General features: G+C 70.9%; 20 protein-coding genes and 1 pseudogene. 16 read left to right on the top strand and 5 right to left on the bottom strand.

The genetic code is table 11. From position 1 onward, the window contains the following. The first annotated feature begins 29 nt into the window (after nucleotides 1-29). The 4 genes from AB0F04_RS11395 (at nucleotide 30) to AB0F04_RS11380 (ending at nucleotide 4231) form a co-directional block, all read left to right on the top strand. Complete coding sequence (locus AB0F04_RS11395) at nucleotides 30-995, top strand: bifunctional DNA primase/polymerase (RefSeq protein WP_362040117.1); 966 nt, start codon at nucleotides 30-32, stop codon at nucleotides 993-995. Between the two features lie 349 nt (nucleotides 996-1344). Next, entirely contained in the window at nucleotides 1345-2505 is a 1161-nt protein-coding gene (locus tag AB0F04_RS11390; RefSeq protein WP_362040115.1) for a DUF3631 domain-containing protein, read from the top strand. A gap of 165 nt (nucleotides 2506-2670) precedes the next feature. Then, complete coding sequence (locus tag AB0F04_RS11385; protein ID WP_362040113.1) at nucleotides 2671-2913, top strand: helix-turn-helix domain-containing protein; 243 nt, start codon at nucleotides 2671-2673, stop codon at nucleotides 2911-2913. A gap of 82 nt (nucleotides 2914-2995) precedes the next feature. After that, nucleotides 2996-4231 carry a tyrosine-type recombinase/integrase gene (locus tag AB0F04_RS11380; RefSeq protein WP_362040112.1) on the top strand — a complete coding sequence of 412 codons (1236 nt, stop codon included), beginning with the start codon at nucleotides 2996-2998 and terminating at the stop codon, nucleotides 4229-4231. Between the two features lie 37 nt (nucleotides 4232-4268). On the opposite strand, the gene hisN is transcribed toward AB0F04_RS11380, so the two are convergent. Further along, nucleotides 4269-5069 carry a histidinol-phosphatase gene (gene hisN / locus AB0F04_RS11375; RefSeq protein WP_362040110.1) on the bottom strand — a complete coding sequence of 267 codons (801 nt, stop codon included), beginning with the start codon at nucleotides 5067-5069 and terminating at the stop codon, nucleotides 4269-4271. A gap of 463 nt (nucleotides 5070-5532) precedes the next feature. On the opposite strand from hisN, the pseudogene AB0F04_RS11370 reads away from it, so the two are divergent. Further along, nucleotides 5533-5745: pseudogene (locus AB0F04_RS11370) on the top strand (hypothetical protein); the annotation flags it as partial. A 59-nt stretch (nucleotides 5746-5804) separates the two neighbouring features. Next, nucleotides 5805-6410 (top strand): TetR/AcrR family transcriptional regulator, encoded by a 606-nt coding sequence (locus AB0F04_RS11365; protein WP_362040109.1) that lies wholly within the window; start codon nucleotides 5805-5807, stop codon nucleotides 6408-6410. 7 nt (nucleotides 6411-6417) lie between these two features. Here the strand turns inward: AB0F04_RS11365 and AB0F04_RS11360 are convergent, their stop codons facing one another. The 4 genes from AB0F04_RS11360 to AB0F04_RS11345 form a co-directional block, all read right to left on the bottom strand. Next, nucleotides 6418-6741: a multidrug efflux SMR transporter gene (locus tag AB0F04_RS11360; protein ID WP_362040108.1), complete on the bottom strand. Its 324-nt coding sequence runs from the start codon at nucleotides 6739-6741 to the stop codon at nucleotides 6418-6420. Between the two features lie 137 nt (nucleotides 6742-6878). After that, the gene (rsgA, locus tag AB0F04_RS11355; RefSeq protein ID WP_362040106.1) at nucleotides 6879-7889 is read right to left on the bottom strand and encodes a ribosome small subunit-dependent GTPase A; all 1011 of its coding nucleotides are present in this window, start codon (nucleotides 7887-7889) and stop codon (nucleotides 6879-6881) included. Nucleotides 7890-7906: 17 nt separating this feature from the next. Further along, a complete protein-coding gene (aroA, locus tag AB0F04_RS11350) occupies nucleotides 7907-9223 on the bottom strand; it encodes a 3-phosphoshikimate 1-carboxyvinyltransferase (RefSeq protein ID WP_361941721.1) in 1317 nt (438 codons plus the stop codon). Nucleotides 9224-9334: 111 nt separating this feature from the next. Continuing rightward, entirely contained in the window at nucleotides 9335-10057 is a 723-nt protein-coding gene (locus tag AB0F04_RS11345; protein WP_362040104.1) for a M50 family metallopeptidase, read from the bottom strand. Between the two features lie 50 nt (nucleotides 10058-10107). Here AB0F04_RS11345 and AB0F04_RS11340 point away from each other — a divergent pair, with 50 nt between their 5' ends. The 10 genes from AB0F04_RS11340 (at nucleotide 10108) to AB0F04_RS11295 (ending at nucleotide 20243) form a co-directional block, all read left to right on the top strand. Next, nucleotides 10108-10923, top strand: a complete 816-nt coding sequence (locus AB0F04_RS11340) for an SOS response-associated peptidase (protein WP_362040102.1) — start codon at nucleotides 10108-10110, stop codon at nucleotides 10921-10923. A 10-nt stretch (nucleotides 10924-10933) separates the two neighbouring features. Next, nucleotides 10934-11581, top strand: a complete 648-nt coding sequence (locus AB0F04_RS11335; RefSeq protein ID WP_362040807.1) for an alpha/beta family hydrolase — start codon at nucleotides 10934-10936, stop codon at nucleotides 11579-11581. Nucleotides 11582-11891: 310 nt separating this feature from the next. Continuing rightward, nucleotides 11892-12578 carry an RNA polymerase sigma factor SigR gene (gene sigR, locus AB0F04_RS11330; protein WP_362040805.1) on the top strand — a complete coding sequence of 229 codons (687 nt, stop codon included), beginning with the start codon at nucleotides 11892-11894 and terminating at the stop codon, nucleotides 12576-12578. Then, nucleotides 12575-12886 carry a mycothiol system anti-sigma-R factor gene (rsrA, locus tag AB0F04_RS11325; protein ID WP_352098347.1) on the top strand — a complete coding sequence of 104 codons (312 nt, stop codon included), beginning with the start codon at nucleotides 12575-12577 and terminating at the stop codon, nucleotides 12884-12886. Before sigR ends, rsrA begins: the two co-directional genes overlap by 4 nt. 153 nt (nucleotides 12887-13039) lie before the next feature. Then, entirely contained in the window at nucleotides 13040-14377 is a 1338-nt protein-coding gene (locus AB0F04_RS11320; protein WP_362040100.1) for an HD domain-containing phosphohydrolase, read from the top strand. Then, a complete protein-coding gene (locus AB0F04_RS11315; RefSeq protein ID WP_362040098.1) occupies nucleotides 14374-15621 on the top strand; it encodes an HD domain-containing protein in 1248 nt (415 codons plus the stop codon). Before AB0F04_RS11320 ends, AB0F04_RS11315 begins: the two co-directional genes overlap by 4 nt. A 117-nt stretch (nucleotides 15622-15738) precedes the next feature. Next, the gene (locus AB0F04_RS11310) at nucleotides 15739-16719 is read left to right on the top strand and encodes a hypothetical protein (RefSeq protein WP_053672437.1); all 981 of its coding nucleotides are present in this window, start codon (nucleotides 15739-15741) and stop codon (nucleotides 16717-16719) included. A 127-nt stretch (nucleotides 16720-16846) separates the two neighbouring features. Next, nucleotides 16847-17497, top strand: coding sequence for a peptide deformylase (gene def, locus AB0F04_RS11305; protein ID WP_104784983.1), 651 nt, complete (start codon nucleotides 16847-16849; stop codon nucleotides 17495-17497). Between the two features lie 293 nt (nucleotides 17498-17790). Continuing rightward, on the top strand, nucleotides 17791-18876 hold the full coding sequence (gene cyc1 / locus AB0F04_RS11300; protein ID WP_362040096.1) for an epi-isozizaene synthase: 1086 nt from the start codon (nucleotides 17791-17793) through the stop codon (nucleotides 18874-18876). After that, the gene (locus AB0F04_RS11295; RefSeq protein WP_362040093.1) at nucleotides 18873-20243 is read left to right on the top strand and encodes a cytochrome P450; all 1371 of its coding nucleotides are present in this window, start codon (nucleotides 18873-18875) and stop codon (nucleotides 20241-20243) included. The genes cyc1 and AB0F04_RS11295 overlap by 4 nt, the downstream gene beginning before the upstream one ends. Nucleotides 20244-20248 lie beyond the last annotated feature (5 nt).

Raw genomic sequence — 20248 nt, 5'->3', positions numbered from 1 at the left:
CGTCAACAGACCTGTGGAGGTCTCCCAGCATGACCCAACCGACCGACATCCGGCGAGACGGCCACCGGCAGTTACCGCCAGACGGCATCCCGAGCGCATCCCTGGAGTGCCTGCCGCTGCTTGCGTCCGCCCTCACGGCGGCCGAACGAGGCTGGCCTGTCATCCCGCTCCACCCCGGCAGCAAGCGCCCCGCCGGGCACGCCGAACGCGCCTGCCCCGGCACCGGACGGTGCGCAGACGGACACCGCACCCCGGAGGAACGGGCCACCACCGACCCCGCCCTGATCCACGCCGCGTGGGCCCACCGGCCCTACAACGTCGGGATCGCGACCGGCCCGGCCGGGCTGCTCGTCATCGACCTGGACCCGGTCAAGGCGGAAGAGCCAGAAGGAGCGCCTGACGGCGCCACTTCGTTGCAGGCGCTCTGCGAGCGCGCCGGGCAGGCCCTCCCCGACACCTACCGGGTGCGGACCGCGCGCGGTGAACACCTGTACTTCACGTCCCCCGCCGGGGTGCGGCTGAAGTGCAGCGTTGACCGGCTCGGGCCGCACATCGACACCCGCGCCTGGGGCGGCTACGTCGTCGCCCCCGGCAGCACCACCCCTGACGGCGCCTACGAGGTCGCCCACGAGGTGCCGGTAGCCGAACTCCCCCGGTGGCTCACCGTGCTGCTCACGGAACCGGACAGGGCCGCCCCGGTGCCCACGCGGGTGCATGACGGCACCCGCGCGGCACGCGTGGCGCTGGAGCGCGAGTGCGCCGTCATCGCTGCCGCGTCCGAGGGTGGGCCGAACGGGCGGAACAACACCCTGCACCGCAGCGCCTGCAAGGTGGCGCGGTTCGTGGCGTGGGGCGACATCCCCCGCCACGTGGTGGAGCAGGCAATCCAGGGGGCGGGGGAGGCTACCGGCCTGCCGCCGGCCGAGTGCCGCACCACCATCCGCAGCGCACTGGACTGGGTCATCGCCCACGCCACCCCCAGGCAGGCGGCATGACGGCGCCAACTCCCCCCGCCCTGGATTGCGCCACCAACACCCCCGACCGGCCGCACGCCGCTCCACAGCCTGTGGACGCTGCGGCCGTAGGCAAGCCGAAAGGCGCCGCCCGCAAGGGCGTCCGAACTGCTTGTAGTCCTAACCCGCACCGCGACGACGGGCGCCGCCCCATCGCGTGGCTGCACATCGTCGCCCCACGCGGCGCCGTCCCCACCGCCACCTCGACGTGCGCGTGCGGACGCGACCGCTCAGCCATCGGCAAGTTCCGGGTCCTCGCCCTCATCGACGACCACACCGCCCACCGAGACGCATGCCCCCTGCGCAACTCTCAGGAAGGAAGGGCCGCCGCATGACCAGCCCCATCGACGGCGCCGCGCTGCTCGACGAGGTGGAAGCCTTCCACCGTCGCTTCAACGTCTTCCCCACCGACGCCGCATACGTGGCGGTCGCCCTGTGGGACGCGCACGCTCACCTGCTCGACTGCTTCGACTCCACACCCCGGCTCGCGTTTCTCTCCCCCGAGCCCGGCTCGGGCAAGTCTCGGGCACTGGAGATCGTCGAGACCCTCGTGCCGCACCCGATGGTCGCGGTGAACGCGTCGGCCGCCGCGCTCTTCCGGGCCGTATCCGGGGCCGACGGGCGCCCCACGATCCTGTTCGACGAGATCGACACCATCTTCGGCCCCAAGGCTGGAGATAACGAGGACCTGCGCGGCTTCCTGAACGCCGGACACCGCCGTACCGGCGTCACCTACCGGTGCATCGGAGACGGTGGCAACCAGACCGTGCAGGCATTCCCCTCGTACTGCGCGGTCGCGGTCGCCGGACTGGGCTCCCTGCCGGACACGATCCTGACCCGCTCCATCGTCATCCGCATGCGCCGACGGGCCCGCAACGAGCGCGTCGAACCCTTCCGCGCCCGCATCCACGAGGCGGAAGGGCACAAGCTCCGTGACCGGCTCGCCGAATGGGCGGCACAGGCACGCGGTTTCGTGCTCGGCGCCTGGCCCGAGATGCCCGACGGGGTCACTGACCGCCCCGCCGATGTGTGGGAGCCACTGTTGGCCATCGCGGACGCCGTCGGGGGTCAGTGGCCCGAGCGGGCCCGCGAAGCGTGTGTGACGCTCGTCAGGGCCGCGCAGACCACCGACAAACACAGCCTCGGTATCCGGCTGTTGACCGACCTGCGCGACTATGTCTTGATCGGCGTGGACAAGCTGCCCACCATCGCCATTCTCGACCGGCTCAACGCCCTCGACGACGCCCCGTGGGCCGACCTCGACGGCAAGCCGCTCGACAACCGGCGCCTGGCCCGAATGCTCGGCGAGTACATGACCGCCGACAACACCCCCATCCGGTCGCGGAATATCCGCACCGCTGGCGGAGTCCTCAAGGGCTTCCACGCGGAGGATCTGGCGGACGCATGGGCGCGCTACTGCCCGCCCCCCTCTCAGGACGCCGCTACAGCCGCTACACCGCTACAGCCCAGCTCAGAGCCCCTGAATCTGTAGCGGCACCGAAGCGTGTAGCGGCTACGCCCGCCACCGGTAGCGCATGCGTAGCCGCTACACGCCACCCCTCCGCTACAAAAACACCCCCGCTGACCTGCGATGTAGCGGCGTAGCGGATGTAGCGGACTTCTGAGTAGGGGCCCATGCCCCAGCCGGAGGAGCTTCATGACGACCCCGACCAAACCGTCGGACCTACGGGCCACCCTCCGGGGTGGCCTCCCAGACCGGTACCTCACCCCGGACGACATCGCCGAGATGTTCGAAGTTCCCCTCGAAACCGTCTACCAGTGGCGCCGGAAGCGCACCGGTCCCCCCGGCTTCCGCATCGGCAAGTACGTCCGCTACGACCCGGCCGACGTGCGCGCCTACGTCACCCGATGCAAGAGCGCCGACCAAGAGGCCGCCTGACCCGGCCACATCGCACCAGCCTCCCGGGGAGAGCCACGCCGTGGCTCTCCCCGCCTCATGCCCTGAAGGGACGACTCCTCGTATGGCCGGCCATATCCAAGACCGCTGGTACAAGACCGAGACCGACACCAACGGCAAGACCGTCCGCGTCAAGACGGACCGTCACGGCACGGGCATGCGCTACCGCGCCCGGTACGTCGGCCCCGACGGCACGGAGAAGTCGAAGAGCTTCCCCGACGGCCAGAAGCGCATTGCCGAGAAGTGGCTGTCTGGGATCGAGGCGGACATGTCGCGCGGGCAGTACATCGATCCGCGTGCCGGTCGCCTGACCGTGCGCCAGCACGCCGAACGGTGGTTGGCCTCGCTCACGATGGACCCTGGAACCTACGTGAGCACCGAGCAACGCATCCGGCTGCACGTCTTGCCGCACCTCGGTAGCCGCTCGCTCGATTCGCTGAGGCCGATCCACATCCGTGAGTGGTTGAGGAAGCTCGAAGATGGGGGAGTAGCCGCCGCATACCAGCGGGTCATCTTCGCGAATCTCAACGCCATGCTGGCTGCAGCCGTAGACGACCGCCTCATCCCGTACAACCCGTGCCGTTCGTCCTCGGTGCGGGCGCCCAAGCCGGAAGCCCGCCGGATTGTTCCCTGGTCGCGTGAGCGCGTGCTGGCGGTGCGCTCGGCACTGCCTGAGCGGTACCGGGCCATGGTGGACTTGGCTGGCGGGTGCGGCCTGCGACAAGGCGAGGTGCTCGGCCTGGCGGTTGAAGACGTGGATTTCGTCGAGGGCGTGGTTCACGTCGTCCGGCAGGTGAAGCTCATCGCCGGGCGGCAGGTCTTCGCACTGCCCAAGGGAGGCAAGTCACGCACGGTCCCGTTGCCGGAGAGCGTCGCTCGGGCGCTTGAGGCACACACCGCGCAGTACCCGCTTGCCGCTGTGCGGCTGCCGTGGAGGTCGGTCGACGGCTCACCGGCCACGGCATCCCTGTTCTTCCGCAATGCAGAGGGGCGCCCAGTGATCCGCAACGTCTTCAACGAGAAGGCGTGGCGCCCCGCACTCGACAAGGCAGGCATCCCGCGCGGCCGCGAGAACGGCATGCATGCCCTGAGGCACTTCTACGCTTCCGTACTGCTGGACGCGGGGGAGAGCATCAAGGCCCTGTCGGAGTATCTGGGGCACCATGATCCGGGCTTCACGCTGCGGACGTACACGCACCTGATGCCGAGCAGCGAGAAGCGGACGCGCGAGGCGGTGAACCGGGCCTTTGAGGGCGGCCCGGACGCCGATGACGGCCCCACGACGGCCCAGGCGGCCTGATCCTAGGGGAAACCCGCAGGTCAGACCGCAAACGCCCTCAGTAGCGCTGGTTGAGGTATCCGAGCAGTTCGTCGTGCAGCAGGCCGTTCGACGCGGCCGCGTTGCCGCTGTGCGGGCCCGGGCGGGCGTCGAGGCCGGTGAAGGTGCCGCCGGCCTCCGTGACGACGATGGCCGTGGCGGCCATGTCCCAGAGGGAGAGCTCCGGCTCGGCGCACATGTCGACGGCGCCTTCCGCGACCATCATGTACGGCCAGAAGTCGCCGTACGCGCGCGTGCGCCACACCTCGCGCGTCAGGTCCAGGAAGCCGTCCAGGCGACCCTGTTCCTCCCAGCCGCTGAGCGAGGAGTACGCCAAGGACGCGTCGGAGAGCTTGGAGACGCGGGAGACGTGCAGCCGGGAGGCCTTGGTGAGGCTGCGGCCGGAGAACGCGCCATGACCCTTCGCGGCCCACCAGCGGCGGCCGAGGGCGGGGGCGGAGACGACGCCGACGACGGGCTGGAAGCCGCCCTCGCCCGCCTCCATCAATGAGATGAGCGTGGCCCACACGGGCACGCCGCGTACGTAGTTCTTGGTGCCGTCGATCGGATCGATCACCCAGCGGCGCGGACCGGTGCCCTCGACGCCGTATTCCTCGCCGAGGATCGCGTCTCTGGGGCGGGCGCGCTGGAGCTGGCCGCGAATGAGCTCCTCTGCGGCCTTGTCCGCCTCGCTCACCGGGGTCATGTCCGGTTTGGTCTCGACCTTGAGGTCGAGGGCCTTGAAGCGGTCCATCGTCGCGGCGTCGGCGGCGTCGGCGAGGACGTGGGCGAGACGCAGGTCGTCGAGGTAGTCGGGCATGAAACGAACCTATCTGCCGAGGTGGGGGTGGGGCCACAGGGGGTTTGTGACGGTGGGGGAGGGGTTTGGGCGAGGCCGGGTGCGGGGCGCGCGGTCAGTGATGCGGACCCGGCTCCTCTGTGTCGCCCGGAGCCGGTCCGGGCTTGGTGTGTGTGGACGGACGTCGTCGTCGATGACGTAAGGCTCTCGGCGTCCCTCGCCTGCCTCACGAGGTCTTGGGCATGCCCGACCCGATGAGGACGGTGGTGCTTCGAGGTTTTCGTGGTGCGGATGTCCGCACCATAGTGTTCGCCGACACTTCATTGCAACGAGGTGAGTGATTGTGTTGCGTTCCCTCCCGAGCCAGTTGCAATGCTGCCTGACGGTGGGCTGTTTTCATCGCATCGACTGCGCGCCATTGTTGCCCATTTTGTGAACGCAACGTAGCCTTTCGATCCTTGGAAACAATAGGCGACTGGTTCCGCCGAACGCCGAGTACCAGCCGTTCACCCCGGCCGTCGAGACCCTGCGGGGCCTGCTGCTCGGCACCGGGTCGGCCGCAACGGATGGCTGGCCCGTCGCCTGGTGCCCGGCAGTACGCCCCTTCGCATGGGCGGGCGGAGGGCCGGCACCCCCGCGTCAACGCCCCGCGCTGCAAGGCCGAAACGCGCCCCCGTGCGCGCCCGCGAACCCTTGACAGTGGTTCCACGCGCGTCAAATCTGGGGCAGAGCCGCTCGCCCCAAGGGGAGGCGAAGATGCCTGCAGCGCGGGAATCCCTGCTGGACGCCGCTTACACGGCGCTGGTGCGCCGGCCGTGGTCCGCCGTACGGATGGTGGACGTGGCCGCGGCGGCCGGAGTGTCCCGGCAGACGCTCTACAACGAGTTCGGCAGCAAGGACGGTCTCGCCCGGGCGCTCGTCAGGAGAGAGGCCGACGGATACCTCGCGGGGGTGGAACGTGCCCTCGCCGGGCACAGCGATCCGTGCGAACGGCTCACCGCCACCGCCGAGTGGACCGCCTCTGCGGCCCGGGACAACGTCCTGGTCCGCGCCATGCTCACCGGCTGCTGGAGCGAGCGGCTGCCCGCCCCGGCCCTGACGGCCGTCCCGTCCAGCTCCGCCGTACCGGCTCAACGCCGCGCCGACGGGCCGCTGCCCTCACCCGGCGACTTCGTCGCGCTCGTCCGCGACCGGGCCGTCAGCGTCCTGGCCGGCCCCGCCACGCCCACGTCCGCCACCGCCGACCTCGCCCGCTCCTGCGAACTCGTCGTCCGGCTGGCCCTGTCGTGCGTGGCCGCACCGCCCGGCGAGGGAGGCGTCGCCGGCCTGGTCCGCAGCGCCCTTCCCCGGCACGTCGGCTGACAGCGCGTCAGTGAGCGGACCCCGACAACTGCAGTCCGACCACACCGGCGATGACGAGAGTGATCGACACGATCTTCAGGGTCGACACCACGTCCCCCAGGAACACCATGCCGTAGATCGCCGTCCCCGCCGCCCCGATGCCGGTCCACACCGCGTACGCGGGACCCACGTCGAGTCGTCTCAACGCGAGAGTCAGCAGCCCGAAGCTGCCGAGGGCGAAAACGCAGAACGCGACCGTCGGCCAGAGCCTGGTGAAGCCGTGCGACAGCTTCAGACACACCGCGAAGCCGGTCTCGAGCAACCCGGCCACGATGACCAGCAGCCACGCCATGAGTCGTCCTCCCGTATCCCACGTTCAGTGACCGCTTCACAGTCTCAGCGCGCCCGTCAGGCCTTGGCCGGGCTCTCGTCCGGCTTGGGTGCGATTATGCACTTACCGCCCGCACGCCAGGACAAACAACGCGGAGGTCAGTCGCCTTCCTTGCGCTCACGCGTGGCCAGCAGCCGCCGCAGCGAGTACAGCCGCGCCGGATCCGCGTGCCCCTCGGCCACCCACGCGTCCAGGGCGCAGTCCGGCTCGTCGTGGCTGCACGCGCGCGGGCAGCCCCCGGTGCCCGGCTCCAGGTCGGGGAAGGCGTGGATGACCCGGGACGGATCCACGTGGTTGAGGCCGAAGGACCGCACGCCCGGGGTGTCCACGACCCAGCCGTCGCCGCCCGACAGCGGCAGCGCCAGCGCCGAGGTGGTGGTGTGCCGGCCGCGCCCCGTCACCGCGTTCACATGCCCGGTCGAGCGCCGCTGCTCCTCGGGCACCAGCGCGTTCACCAGGGTCGTCTTGCCGACGCCGGAGTGGCCGACGAACGCGGTGATCTTTCCGTCGAGCTGCTCGCGCACCCGGGCGACGGCGACCCCGCTCTCCAGTTCCGCCCGGCTCGTCACGACGTAGGGGATGTCCAGGTCGCCGTACAGCTCCAGCAGCTTCTCGGGCGGCGCGAGGTCCGACTTGGTCAGCACCAGCAGCGGATCCAGGCCACCGTCGTAGGCCGCGACCAGGCAGCGGTCGATCAGCCGGGGACGGGGCTCGGGGTCGGCGAGGGCGGTGACGACGGCCAGCTGGTCGGCGTTGGCGACGACCACCCGCTCGAACGGATCGTCGTCGTCCGCGGTGCGCCGCAGGACCGAGGTGCGTGCCTCGATGCGCACGATCCGCGCGAGGGTGTCCTTCTTGCCCGTCAGATCGCCCACCAGGGCCACGCGGTCGCCGACCACCGCCGCCTTGCGGCCCAGCTCGCGGGCCTTCATGGCCATGACCATGCGGTCCTCGACCAGACAGGTCAGGCGGCCCCGGTCGACGGTGAGGACCAGCCCCTCGGCGGCGTCCTCGTGCTTGGGGCGGATGTTCGTCCGGGGCCGGGTGTTGCGGCGGCCCGGCCGGGTGCGGATGTCGTCCTCGTCGGTGTGCTTGCCGTAGCGGCGCATGACGTGATCCCTGCGTCCTACGCCCCGAGCATCCCGGTCCACAGGTCGGGGAAGTCGGGCAGGGTCTTGGCCGTCGTCGCCACGTTCTCGATCTGCACGCCCTCCACCGCCAGTCCGATGATCGCGCCGGCCGTGGCCATGCGGTGGTCGTCGTAGGTGTGGAAGATCCCGCCGTGCAGCCGGCGCGGGCGGATGTGCAGACCGTCGGCGGTCTCCGTGACGTCGCCGCCGAGTTCGTTGATCTCCTTGGTCAGCGCGGCCAGCCGGTCCGTCTCGTGCAGCCGCAGATGAGCCACTCCGCGCAGGGTCGACGGGGAGTCCGCGAGGGCCGCGACCGCCGCGATGCCCGGCGTCAGTTCACCGACCTCGCCGAGGTCGACGTCGATGCCGTGGATCGAGCCGGAGCCGGTGAACACCAGCCCGTACTCGGTCAGTTCGCAGGAGCCGCCCATCTCGGTGAAGATCTCGCGCAGCCGGTCACCGGGCTGCGTGGTGCGGGAGGGCCAGTCCGGTACGACGACCTTGCCGCCGGTCACCAGCGCCGCTGCCAGGAACGGCTGGGCGTTCGACAGGTCCGGCTCGATGACCAGGTCCCGGCCGAGCAGGGCACCCGGCGAGACCCGCCAGACGTTCGGCTCGCCGCCCGACTCGGGCGTGTCCACCTGGGCGCCGACCGCGCGCAGCATGTCGACCGTCATGCGGATGTGCGGCATGGAGGGCAGCGTGGCGCCGGTGTGGCGGACCTCGACGCCCTGGTTGAAGCGCGGGCCTGACAGCAGCAGGGCGCTCACGAACTGCGACGAGGAGGAGGCGTCGATGGCGACCGTGCCGCCGTCCAGGGCGCCGCTGCCGTGCACGGTCAACGGCAGGGCACCGCGGCCGTCGTCGTCGATCCGGGCGCCGAGCTGACGCAGCGCGTCGATGACGCCGGTCAGGGGACGCTCGTAGGAACGGGGGTCGCCGTCGAAGCGGACGGGACCGTCGGCGAGCGCGGCCACCGGCGGCAGGAACCGCATCACCGTGCCGGCGTTGCCGACGTCGACCGTGGCCGGGCCGCGCAGGCCCGTGGGGAGCACCCGCCAGGCCTCACCCGTGCCGTCGGGTCCCACGCCTTCCTCGATCTCGATGCCCATCGCGCGCAGAGCCCCGGCCATCAGCAGGGTGTCGCGGGAGCGCAGGGGGCGGCGCAGCCAGCCGGGCTCGGAGGCGAGAGAGGCGAGGACCAGGGCGCGGTTGGTGACCGACTTGGACCCGGGCACGTGGACCGTCGCGTCGACGGCTCCGCTCGCGTGCGGGGCGGGCCAGAGGGCGGTGTCTGCGGTGTTCGGGGCCATGGCCCCACTTTATAAGCAGGCCGTCCTTCGAGTGCGGTGCCGTGGGGCCGGTCGGGCCCGGGCGGGGGAGCCGTACGTCGCGGCGGCAGCGCGGCCTCCCGGGGCAGGCCGTCACATCTCCAGCAGCCAGCGGCCTCCGCCGATCAGCGAGCACAGCGACACCGCGTGGAACAGGAAGAACCACAGCCCCGCCGGTACGTGCGTCAGCCGCGACAACTGGTCCGCGTCCGAGTCACCGGCGCCGCCCCGGGCCCGCTTCGCCTGGAGCTCGAAGGCCGGGCGGACTCCGCCGATCAGCAGGAACCACACCACGGCGTACGCGAACGCCGCCTGGACCTGGGGACCGGCCAGCCACGACACGAGCACGAACAGACCGCCGGTGACGAGCATCGTCAGGGCGCCGTAGGCGTTGCGGATCATCACGAGCATGGCGAGCAGCAGGGCCGTCGCCAGCCACAGCAGGAGCGTGATGCGGCCGGCGCCGAGCAGGGCCGCGCCGCCGAGGCCCAGCAGGGGCGGGGCGGTGTAACCGGCGGCCGCGGTGAGGATCATGCCGAGGCCGTGGGGCTTGCCCCGGCTGACGGTCAGGCCGCTGGTGTCCGAGTGCAGGCGTATGCCGGTGAGGGTGCGGCCGGTGAGCAGGGCCACGAGCCCGTGACCGCCCTCGTGGGCGATGGTGATGGCGTTGCGGGAGATGCGCCACAGGCCGTGGGGGACCACCACGGCGAGCGCGGCGCCCAGGGTCGCGATCACCACCCACAGGTCGGGGTCGGGCTGCGTACCGGAGACCTCGTCCCAGAGGGAGGCGAGCGAGGCGGTTGCGGTGCTGTGCATGTGTGGCGTCGGCTCCCTGTGCTCGGACGGAATCTGGCAGTGTGGCACGTATGTGCGGACGGTATTCAGCGAGTCGTAGGCCAGAGGATCTCGCAGGCATCTTCGAGATCGAGAAGTGGGAGCCCGAGGAGACCCTCGCGCCGGACTACAACGTGGCGCCCACCAAGGAGGTCTACGCGGTCCTGGACCGTCCTCTGAAGGACGCGGACGACCCGCGGCCGGTTCGGCAGCTGCGCACGCTGAAGTGGGGCCTGGTGCCGTCCTGGTCGAAGACCCCCGAGGGCGGCGCCCGGATGATCAACGCCCGCGCGGAGACCGTCCACGAGAAGCCGTCCTACCGTCGCGCCTTCACCTCCCGGCGCTGCATCCTGCCCGCCGACGGCTACTACGAGTGGGTCACCGGCACCGAGGAGCGCGAGCTGGAGGTCGAGGGCAAGAAGAAGCGGCCCCGCAAGCAGCCGTACTTCGTGACTCCGGCGGACGGGTCGGTCTTCGCGATGGCCGGGCTGTACGAGTTCTGGCGTGACAAGACGCTGCCGGACGACCACCCGCAGGCCTGGTGGGTGACGTGCTCGGTCATCACCACGGAGGCCGAGCGCGGCCCGCTCGCGGTGTCCCCGGCCGACGGGCCACGGGCGCTCGCCGAGATCCACCCCCGGATGCCGCTGATGCTGACGCCCGACCGCTGGGACGCGTGGCTCGACCCGTCCCGCACGGACTCCGACGAGCTGCGCGAGCTGCTCGCCCCGCCGCCCGGCGGGCTGATGCGCGCCTATCCGGTCGCCTCCGCCGTCAGCAACGTCCGCAACAACGGGCCGGAACTGCTGAAGGAGCTGGAAGGGCCCGAGGAGGGCACACTCTTCTGACGTGACGCATGTGACGAAGACGGCCGGCACGACCACCGAGACCGTCGAGACCGACGCCGGAACCGCCCGCATCACCTGGCACGCGGCGAGGAAGGCCCGTCTGGTCCTCGCCGTCAGCCACGGCGCGGGCGGCGGCATCGAGGCCCGTGACCTGACGGCCCTGGCCGAGGCTCTGCCCGCCCACGGCGTGACCGTGGCCCGCGTGGAGCAGCCCTGGCGGGTGGCGGGGAAGAAGCTGGCCCCCGCGCCGAAGACGCTGGACACCGGCTGGCGGGGCATCTGGCCCGCGCTGGCGAGGCCCGGACTGCCGGTCGTCTCCGGCGGGCGCAGTGCCGGGGCCCGGGTGGCCTGCCGTACCGCCGCCGAGCTGGGCGCCCACGCCGTACTGGCGCTGAGCTTCCCGCTCCACCCGCCGGGCAAGCCGGAGAAGTCCCGGGCCGAGGAGTTGCTGGGCTCCGGGGTGCCCACGCTGGTCGTGCAGGGCGGGAACGACCCGTTCGGAAAGCCGGAGGAGTTCCCCGACGGGGAATTCCAGCTCGTGGAGGTCCCGTACGGGGATCACGGCTTCGCTGTGCCGAAGCGTGCGGACCTCTCGCAGGAGGAGGCCATGGCGGTCATCACGGACGCGGTCGTGGAGTGGGCCGGGTCACTCGGGTAAAGCTTCGGGAATGCCGGGGCGGCGGTCGCTGTTGTGCGGGACGTACGTGCTGGAGACCAGCACCGACGTCGTAGGAGAGGGAGTCCGCCGCATGGGTTCGACCATCTGCCCGCCCGTCACCCGCCACCACCCCGTGGACGGGCTGCGCCCGGCAGAATCCGATTCGACCCGCAGCAGCCGCGCCGACCTGGACTGGACGGTGCTGCACGCGGCCAAGACCGCCTCTTTCGGGGCGGCGGGCGGACCGGATCGTCGTCTATCCTCCGATTCGGGTGAGGCCGGTCTCGGTCTCACGAGAACACTCGAGGAGGTGGGTCCGGTCACTGGGACCGACGCAGGGACCGAACACGGCCAGGCGGAGCAGCCCGAGGGCCAGGGCGGCGCGGGCGCGGAGACGGCCGCGGAGCGCAGTGCGCGCTTCGAGCGGGACGCGCTCGAGTTCCTCGACCAGATGTACTCGGCCGCGCTGCGCATGACACGCAACCCGGCCGATGCCGAGGACCTGGTGCAGGAGACGTACGCCAAGGCGTACGCGTCCTTCCACCAGTTCCGCGAGGGCACCAACCTCAAGGCGTGGCTGTACCGGATCCTCACCAACACCTTCATCAACTCCTACCGCAAGAAGCAGCGTGAACCTCAGCGCTCCGCGGCCGAGGAGATCGAGGACTGGCAGCTCGCCCGTGCCGAGTCGCACATGTCGACGGGTCTGCGCTCCGCGGAGTCGCAGGCGCTCGACCACCTGCCCGACTCGGACGTGAAGGAGGCGCTCCAGGCGATCCCCGAGGAGTTCCGCATCGCCGTGTACCTGGCGGACGTCGAGGGGTTTGCCTACAAGGAGATCGCCGACATCATGGGGACACCCATCGGTACGGTGATGTCCCGGCTGCACCGGGGCCGCCGTCAGCTGCGCGGCATGCTGGAGGACTACGCCCGTGACCGCGGGATGGTGCCGGCCGGTGCCGGAGAGTCGAACGAAGCGAAAGGCTCGGGGTCATGAGCTGCGGAGAGCCGCACGAGACGGATTGCAGCGAAATCCTCGATCATCTCTACGAGTTCCTCGACCGTGAGATGCCGGACTCGGACTGCGTGAAGTTCGAGCACCACTTCGAGGAGTGCTCGCCCTGCCTCGAGAAGTACGGGCTCGAGCAGGCCGTGAAGAAGCTCGTCAAGCGCTGCTGCGGGCACGACGACGTGCCGGGCGACCTGCGGGACAAGGTCATGGGGCGGATCGAGCTGATCCGCTCCGGCCAGACCGTCCCCGAGCAGGACGTCACGGCCTCCCCCGCCACGCCGCGGGAGTCCTGACACTCCTGCTTCTTTCAACTACCCCACATCCGCGCGGGTAGTCACCCTCGAACACGTCACTCGAACGTGCTAATCCCCGGGTGATCGGCCCGTGGACCCCCCTGCCGCCGCCCTAGGCTCGCGCCCTGACGGACCTGGCCGGGGGAGGGGCTCATGGAAGCGGTACCGGCACGGGCACGTGTCTACATCGCCTGTGTCGCCCTGGCCGCGCTGTTCTGCCTGCTGCCGCAGCCGGGCGCCCGCACCACCTGGTGGGCGGTCGTCCTGCTCGCCGTGCTGTACGCCGGATGCGAGCGCATCGCCCGGTCCCGGTTCGTGGGGATCTCCCACCCCGCCGGGACGTTCTACCCGGTGCTGCTCGCCGGTGCCTTCCTGTTGCCGCCGCCCGCCGCGGCGCTGGTGGCCCTGCCCGGCGCGCTGCTCTCACCGGTCGGCCGGCGGCCCGTGGCGCTGCGACGCGTCTGGCGGGCCGCCCGGCTCGTCCTCGGAGTGGGGGCCGCGGCCGGGACGCACCGGCTGCTCGGCGGGCCGGACGCGGTCGCCGCGGGCGACGTCCCGTACGCCCTCGGGCCCGCCGGGGCGGCCGTGCTGGCGTTCTGCCTGGTGCTCGCGCTGCTCGACGGCGGGATCCTGGCCGTGGCGGAACGGGTGCCGGTGCGGCGGGCCTGGCGCGGACTGGTGGCGCGCTCGCTCGCGCCGATCGCCGTGCACGGCCTCGCCGGGCTGATGATGGCCGTTCTGTGGCGCAGTCCCTACGGGCCCGTGGCCGCGCTGCTCGTGCTGCTGCCCATGTGCGTCTCGTGGTGGGCGTTCGCCCAGTACCACCGGGAACACGCCGCCCACCAGGCGACCATCCGGGCGCTGGTGCAGGCCGTCGACATCAAGGACGGGTACACCCGCGGGCACAGCGAGCGGGTCGGGCAGGCCTCCATGATGATCGCGCGCGAGCTGGGCATGGCCGACGAGCGCGTCGAGGTGCTCCGCTTCGCCGGGATCCTGCACGACGTGGGCAAACTCGGCGTGCCCACCCGGCTGCTCAGGAAGGACGGGCCGCTGACGCCCGAGGAGCGGCGGGTGATCGAGCTGCACCCCGAGTACGGGCACGAGATGGTGCGCGGCATCGGCTTCCTGGGCGAGGCCCGCGCCGCCGTACTGCACCACCACGAGCGGCTGGACGGCAGCGGCTACCCCTACGGCCTGGTGGGCCGTCAGATCCCCGAGTCGGCCCGGGTCGTGGCGGTCGCGGACGCCTTCGACGCCATGACCTCCACCCGCAGTTACAGCAGGGCCCGGCCTGTCGACGTGGCCCTGGCGGAGCTGGAGCGGTGTGCGGGCAGCCAGTTCGACCCGGTGATGGTCACCGCTCTCGTAGAAGCTGTCGGGCGGACGGGGTGGCACCCCGCGGTGACCGCCGACGACGAGGAGGCCCGCCCACGCCGGGTGCCCCCGCCCGGCGCACCCCTGTCCAGCCGCCCGGGGGCACACCGGTGAGCGCCTGCCGGACGCCCCCGCTCCTCACCCTCGTCCACGCCTGCGCCGCCCTCCTCGCCGCCGGCTCCCTCTCCGTCACCCTCTACGACGGTCTCGAGGAACGCCGGGTCGCGCTCGCTTTCGGCGTCCTCGTCACGGTGGGCGAGCTGACCCGCCGCAACGGCGCGCGGGTCCGGGAACCGGCACCGCTCGGAGCCGCCGCGGCCCTGTCCTACGCCCTCCTCGGCGAAGCCGGCGGACGGGCCACCCACCACGGCCCCACCCAGGTCGTCGCCGTGGTGCTCGCCGCCTCGCTGCTCGGCAGCGTCCCGCACGTCGCGCGCGGACAGGGGCCCACACTCGACCACCTGGCGCGCCGCGTGCTCACCGTCGGCTTCGTCGCCCTGTGCTTCCAGCCCCCGTACAACCGGGGCATGTTCGACGACTGGGGCGGCCCCGCCTACGCCCTGCTGCTGCTCGGGCTGCTCTGCCTGACCGCGCTGTGCGACGCGGTGCTCGCCGCCGCCGTGGCCCACACCCGCACCGGCTGGCCCTTCGGGCCGGTGCTGCGGGACGAGCTGCGGGCCGTGTGCGGCATCGGGTCCGCCGTCATCGCCACCGGGGCGGTGATGGCGCTGGCGGTCGCCGTCGTGGGGCTGTGGGCGCTGCCCGTCTTCTCCGTGCCGCTGCTGCTCGCCCAGATGTCGTTCCGTCGCTACGCCGCGGTCCGGGCGACCTACCGGCAGACCATCGCCTCCCTCGCCCGGGCCACCGAGGTCGCCGGATACACCCCCTGCGGCCACGCCCGGCGGGTCGCAGCGGTCAGCAAGGCGGTGGGGCGTGACCTGGGGCTGACCGAGCCCGAGCTGGCCGTGCTGGAGTACGCCGCGCTCATGCACGACATCGGGCAGCTGAGCCTGGTCGACCCGGTGCCGGCCGGCGCCACCGCCGCGCTGCCGGCCGCGGAGCAGCGGCGGATCGCCCTGCTCGGCGGGGCCGTCGTACGGCAGACGGGCGTCGACGAGGCGGTGGCCGTGGTCGTGGAGCGGCAGGCCGACCCCTACGCCGAGCAGCCGCTCGCCGCGCGAATCGTCCGGGCCGTGAACGCGTACGAGGAGAAGTCCCGGGAAGGAGGGCCGGGCGGGCCGCTGAAGGCGCTGGAGGAACTCCGGCTCGCCACCGCCGGGACGTACGCCCCGGAGGTGGTGGCATCACTGGCTCGCGTACTGGCAAGAAGCAGTCTGACCCTGTCCGTGGCTGGGTAACCCATGGGTAATGAGCGCCCTCGAGGCCGCACGTGGTTGGATGCCAAGGAGAAGGTGTCCGGGGGCTCGAAACACAGCTACGGCCAGCCCACCGCACGGAACTGGCAGGCGGGAATCGTGAGGATCTTCGGCAAGGGACGGCACCGGCCCTCCGCCTCCTGGCGGCAGGCCACGGACCGGGCGTTCACCCTCATCGGCGACGGCCGGTACGAGGACGCAGGCGCACTGCTGACACGTGCCGCCGATCTGGAGCCCTGGCTGTCCGAGTCCTGGTTCAACCTCGCGCTGCTGCACAAATTCCGGCACGACTGGGAGCAGGCGCGGGCGGCCGGCCTCAGGGCCGTGGCACTGCTCGACCGGGACACCGGCGCGCCCGACTGGTGGAACGTCGGCATCGCCGCGACCGCGCTGCAGGACTGGCCGCTGGCCCGGCGTGCCTGGCAGGCCTACGGGCTGCGGGTGCCGGGGGCGGCCAACGACTCCGGTGAGCCCCTCGGCATGGACCTCGGCAGCGCGGCCGTACGGCTGTCCCCGGAGGGGGAGGCCGAGGTCGTGTGGGGGCGGCGGCTGGATCCCGCGCGGATCGAGGTGCTGTCCATTCCGCTGCCGTCGTCGGGGCGGCGCTGGGGCGAGGTCGTCCTGCACGACGGCGTGCCGCACGGGGAGCGGACGACTGCCGCCGGGCACACCTACCCGGTGTTCGACGAGATCGAGCTGTGGGCGCCCTCGCCGGTGCCGACCTGGGTGGTGCTGCTGGAGGCGGCGACCGAGTCGGACCGGGACGCGCTGGAGCAGCTCGCGGCGGACGCGGGGTTCGCCGCGGAGGACTGGTCTTCTTCCGTGCGGTTGCTGTGCCGGATGTGTTCCGAGTCCCGTATGCCGTCGGACGAGGGTGACGGTGAGCACCTCGACCCGCATGATCACAGTGAGCCGGGGCATCCCGGACCGCTGGGGCACCGGACGGACGGGCAGCTGTGGGTGCCGGAACGGGAGTGCGGGCTGGCTGCGCCGGCTTCGCTGGTCCGGGGGTTGCTGGACGGGTGGGTCGCCGACAGTCCGGATTCCCGGGACTGGCGGGATCTGGAAGAGGTCTGTTAGGCCGTCGTGCGGGTGCGGGCCCGTCATGGTCGTTCGCGCAGTTCCCCGCGCCCCTGACAGGGCGCCCTCCCCGTACCCTGTATCTGCATCCCGGCTTGGATTTGTTCAGGAAGGCGTACGTAACGTCATGGCTCAGCAGGACACCGATCAGCAGCGTGCGGGCGTGCTCCCCGTCGATGACGAGGGGTACGTGATCGACACGGAGGACTGCGAGGAGCGCGAGGCGGCCTGGCGGGAGCGCGGTACCTCGCGGCCGATCACGGTGGTCGGGAACCCGGTGCTGCACAAGGAATGCAAGGACGTCACCGACTTCGGCGAGGAGTTCCAGCAGCTCGTCGCGGACATGTTCGCCAGCCAGCGCACCGCCGAGGGCGTGGGCCTGGCCGCCAACCAGATCGGCGTCGACGCGAAGGTCTTCGTCTACGACTGCCCCGACGACGAGGGTGTCCGGCACACCGGTGTCGTCTGCAACCCCAAGCTCGTCGAACTGCCCGCCGAGAAGCGCCGCCTGGACGACAGCAACGAGGGCTGTCTGTCGGTGCCCACCGCGTACGCCCCGCTCGCCCGGCCCGACTACGCCGAGGTGACCGGGCAGGACGAGAAGGGCAACCCGATCCGGGTGCGCGGCACCGGATACTTCGCTCGGTGTTTGCAGCACGAGACCGACCACCTGTACGGCTACCTGTACATCGACCGGCTCTCCAAGCGCGAGCGCAAGGACGCCCTGCGCCAGATGGCCGAGAACGAGCCTCGCTACCCCGTGGTGGCCAACGACTGAGACCCCGGCCTCACCAGCCGCACGGCGTCTGCTCGGGTTCCGCCCCGAACAGGCGCCGTTCCTCTGTGCCGTTCGCCTGCCCGTCACATGTTCGACCGCTGCCGCTCCCTCGTAGATCCGCGGGAAGTCACACAACGGGAGATTCCCGGCGGTGTGGGGTGGTGAATGAAGCAAATACGTTCCCAGACCGGTCAGTTGTAGTGCTGAATGGGATGAGCGGGGTATGCAACGGCGCACGCCCGGCACGAAGGGAGGGGCGCCCGCGCCAACTGGCGGCTGAGAGGGGTTAGTTCGTGCATGCTTTGTCACACGGCACCACATGGACACCGGCCACGATCGCAGTTCCACCGTCGCTCTCTCTCCCGGTGATCGAGGCGGAGTTTCCCCGGCGACTCCACCCGTATTGGCCGAAGTGCCAGGAGAAGACCCGGGCCTGGCTGCTCGAAAAGCGGCTCATGCCGGCGGACAAGGTGGAGGAATATGCCGACGGCCTTTGCTACACCGACCTCATGGCGGGGTACTACATCGGCGCCCCGGACGAGGTCATGCAGGCGATCGCCGATTACAGCGCGTGGTTCTTCGTCTGGGACGACCGTCACGACCGCGACATCGTGCACGGGCGGCCCGCGGCCTGGCGGCTGCTGCGGGACCGGCTGCACTCGGCCCTCGACTCCCCCCGGGAGCATCTGCACCACGAGGACCCACTGGTCGCCGGGTTCGCGGACAGCGTGCTGCGGCTGTACGCCTTCCTGCCCCAGACGTGGAACCTCCGGTTCGCCCGGCACTTCCACGCGGTGATCGACGCGTACGACCGGGAGTTCCACAATCGCACGCAGGGAATCGTTCCGACGGTCGAGGAATACCTTCGGCTGCGCCGGCTCACCTTCGCACACTGGATATGGACGGACCTGCTGGAATCGGCTGCGGGCTGTGAACTCCCCGACGCCGTACGTAAGCACCCGGCGTTCCGGAAGGCGGCGTTACTGAGTCAGGAATTCGCCGCGTGGTACAACGATCTGTGCTCGCTTCCGAAAGAGATAGCGGGCGATGAGGTGCACAATCTCGGAATCAGTCTCATCACCCATGAAGGGCTGACTCTGGAACAGTCTGTCGCGGAAGTCAGGCGCCGTGTCGAGAGAAGCATCACCGATTTTCTCGACGTCGAACAGGAAGCCTTACGGTTCGCCGACGACCTCGCCGACGGAACCGTACGGGGCAAGGAACTGAGCGCCGCCGTGCGGGCCTGCCTGAGCAATATGCGGAACTGGTTCAGTTCCGTCTACTGGTTCCACCACGAGTCCGGCCGGTACATGGTCGACAGCTGGGACGACCGGTCCACGCCCCCGTACGTCAACAACGAAGCGGCAGGTGAGAAATGACCGTCGAGTCCGTGAAGCCCGAAACCCCGCCGGCCGTGGAGCTGCGGGAGCCGCCCCGGGCGGGCGGTGGTGTCCCGGTCCTCGGGCACGGCTGGAAGCTCGCGCGCGACCCGCTGGCGTTCATGTCCCGGCTGCGCGACGACGGCGACGTCGTGCGGCTCAAGCTCGGGCCCAAGACGGTGTACGCGGTCACCACGCCGGCCCTGACCGGTGCCCTGGCGCTGAGCAACGACTTCATCATCGCCGGGCCGCTGTGGGAGTCCCTGGAGGGCCTGCTCGGCAAGGAGGGCGTGGCCACGGCGAACGGCCCGCGCCACCGGCGTCAGCGGCGCACCATCCAGCCCGCCTTCCGGCTCGACGCCATCCCGGCCTACGGCCCGATCATGGAGGAGGAGGCCCACGCGCTCACCGAGCGCTGGAAGCCCGGCGAGACGATCGACTGCACCTCCGAGTCCTTCCGGGTGGCCGTGCGGGTCGCGGCCCGTTGCCTGCTGCGCGGCGAGTACATGGACGAGCGGGCCGAGCGGCTGTGCGTCGCCCTCGCCACCGTCTTCCGGGGGATGTACCGGCGGATGGTGGTCCCGCTCGGTCCGCTCTACAACCTGCCGCTTCCGGCCAACCGGGAATTCAACCGGGCATTGGCCGATTTGCATCTCCTGGTCGACGAGATCGTCGCCGAGCGCCGGGCATCCGGTCAAAAGCCGGACGATTTGCTGACGGCATTGCTGGAGGCCAAGGATGACAATGGCGAGCCGATCGGGGAACAGGAGATCCACGATCAGGTCGTCGCGATCCTCACCCCCGGCAGCGAAACCATCGCCTCCACGATCATGTGGCTGTTGCATATGCTCGCGGAGCATCCCGAACACGCCGACCGGGTGCGCGACGAAGTCGAAGCCGTCACCGGTGGGAAGCCGGTGGCATTCGCAGACATCCGAGGACTCAGGCACACCAACAATGTCGTGGTCGAGTGCATACGTTTGAGACCGGCCGTCTGGGTTCTTACGCGCCGGGCGGTGCGGGACACGGAACTCGGTGGATACCGTATTCCGTCCGGGGCGGACATCATCTACAGCCCCTTCGCGATCCAGCGCGACCCGAGGTCGTACGAGCGCAACCTGGAGTTCGATCCGGACCGCTGGCTTCCGGACCGGGTCAAGGACATCCCGAAGCACGCCATGAGCCCCTTCAGTGTCGGCAACCGCAAGTGCCCGAGCGACCACTTCTCGATGGCCATGCTGACGCTGATCACGGCGGCGCTGGCCACCAGGTACCGCTTCGAGCAGGTGGCGGGGTCCAAGGACGAAGCGCGGGTGGGGATCACGCTCCGGCCGCACGACCTGCGGGTACGGCCGGTCGCACGGTGAGAGGG

This window comes from Streptomyces sp. NPDC029041, from assembly GCF_040637515.1.
In the GTDB taxonomy this organism is placed as follows: Bacteria; Actinomycetota; Actinomycetes; order Streptomycetales; family Streptomycetaceae; genus Streptomyces.
The sequence above is the reverse complement of the archived record's forward strand: the minus strand, read 5'-3'. Positions and strand labels throughout refer to the sequence as shown.

Excerpts from the sequence above, each read along its gene's own strand:
- AB0F04_RS11395 (WP_362040117.1), top strand. The coding sequence starts at position 30 with ATGACCCAACCGACCGACATCCGGCGAGACGGCCACCGGCAGTTACCG.
- AB0F04_RS11390 (WP_362040115.1), top strand. The coding sequence starts at position 1,345 with ATGACCAGCCCCATCGACGGCGCCGCGCTGCTCGACGAGGTGGAAGCC.
- AB0F04_RS11385 (WP_362040113.1), top strand. The coding sequence starts at position 2,671 with ATGACGACCCCGACCAAACCGTCGGACCTACGGGCCACCCTCCGGGGT.
- AB0F04_RS11380 (WP_362040112.1), top strand. The coding sequence starts at position 2,996 with ATGGCCGGCCATATCCAAGACCGCTGGTACAAGACCGAGACCGACACC.
- hisN (WP_362040110.1), bottom strand. The coding sequence starts at position 5,069 with ATGCCCGACTACCTCGACGACCTGCGTCTCGCCCACGTCCTCGCCGAC.
- AB0F04_RS11365 (WP_362040109.1), top strand. The coding sequence starts at position 5,805 with ATGCCTGCAGCGCGGGAATCCCTGCTGGACGCCGCTTACACGGCGCTG.
- AB0F04_RS11360 (WP_362040108.1), bottom strand. The coding sequence starts at position 6,741 with ATGGCGTGGCTGCTGGTCATCGTGGCCGGGTTGCTCGAGACCGGCTTC.
- rsgA (WP_362040106.1), bottom strand. The coding sequence starts at position 7,889 with ATGCGCCGCTACGGCAAGCACACCGACGAGGACGACATCCGCACCCGG.
- aroA (WP_361941721.1), bottom strand. The coding sequence starts at position 9,223 with ATGGCCCCGAACACCGCAGACACCGCCCTCTGGCCCGCCCCGCACGCG.
- AB0F04_RS11345 (WP_362040104.1), bottom strand. The coding sequence starts at position 10,057 with ATGCACAGCACCGCAACCGCCTCGCTCGCCTCCCTCTGGGACGAGGTC.
- AB0F04_RS11340 (WP_362040102.1), top strand. The coding sequence starts at position 10,108 with ATGTGCGGACGGTATTCAGCGAGTCGTAGGCCAGAGGATCTCGCAGGC.
- rsrA (WP_352098347.1), top strand. The coding sequence starts at position 12,575 with ATGAGCTGCGGAGAGCCGCACGAGACGGATTGCAGCGAAATCCTCGAT.
- AB0F04_RS11320 (WP_362040100.1), top strand. The coding sequence starts at position 13,040 with ATGGAAGCGGTACCGGCACGGGCACGTGTCTACATCGCCTGTGTCGCC.
- def (WP_104784983.1), top strand. The coding sequence starts at position 16,847 with ATGGCTCAGCAGGACACCGATCAGCAGCGTGCGGGCGTGCTCCCCGTC.
- AB0F04_RS11295 (WP_362040093.1), top strand. The coding sequence starts at position 18,873 with ATGACCGTCGAGTCCGTGAAGCCCGAAACCCCGCCGGCCGTGGAGCTG.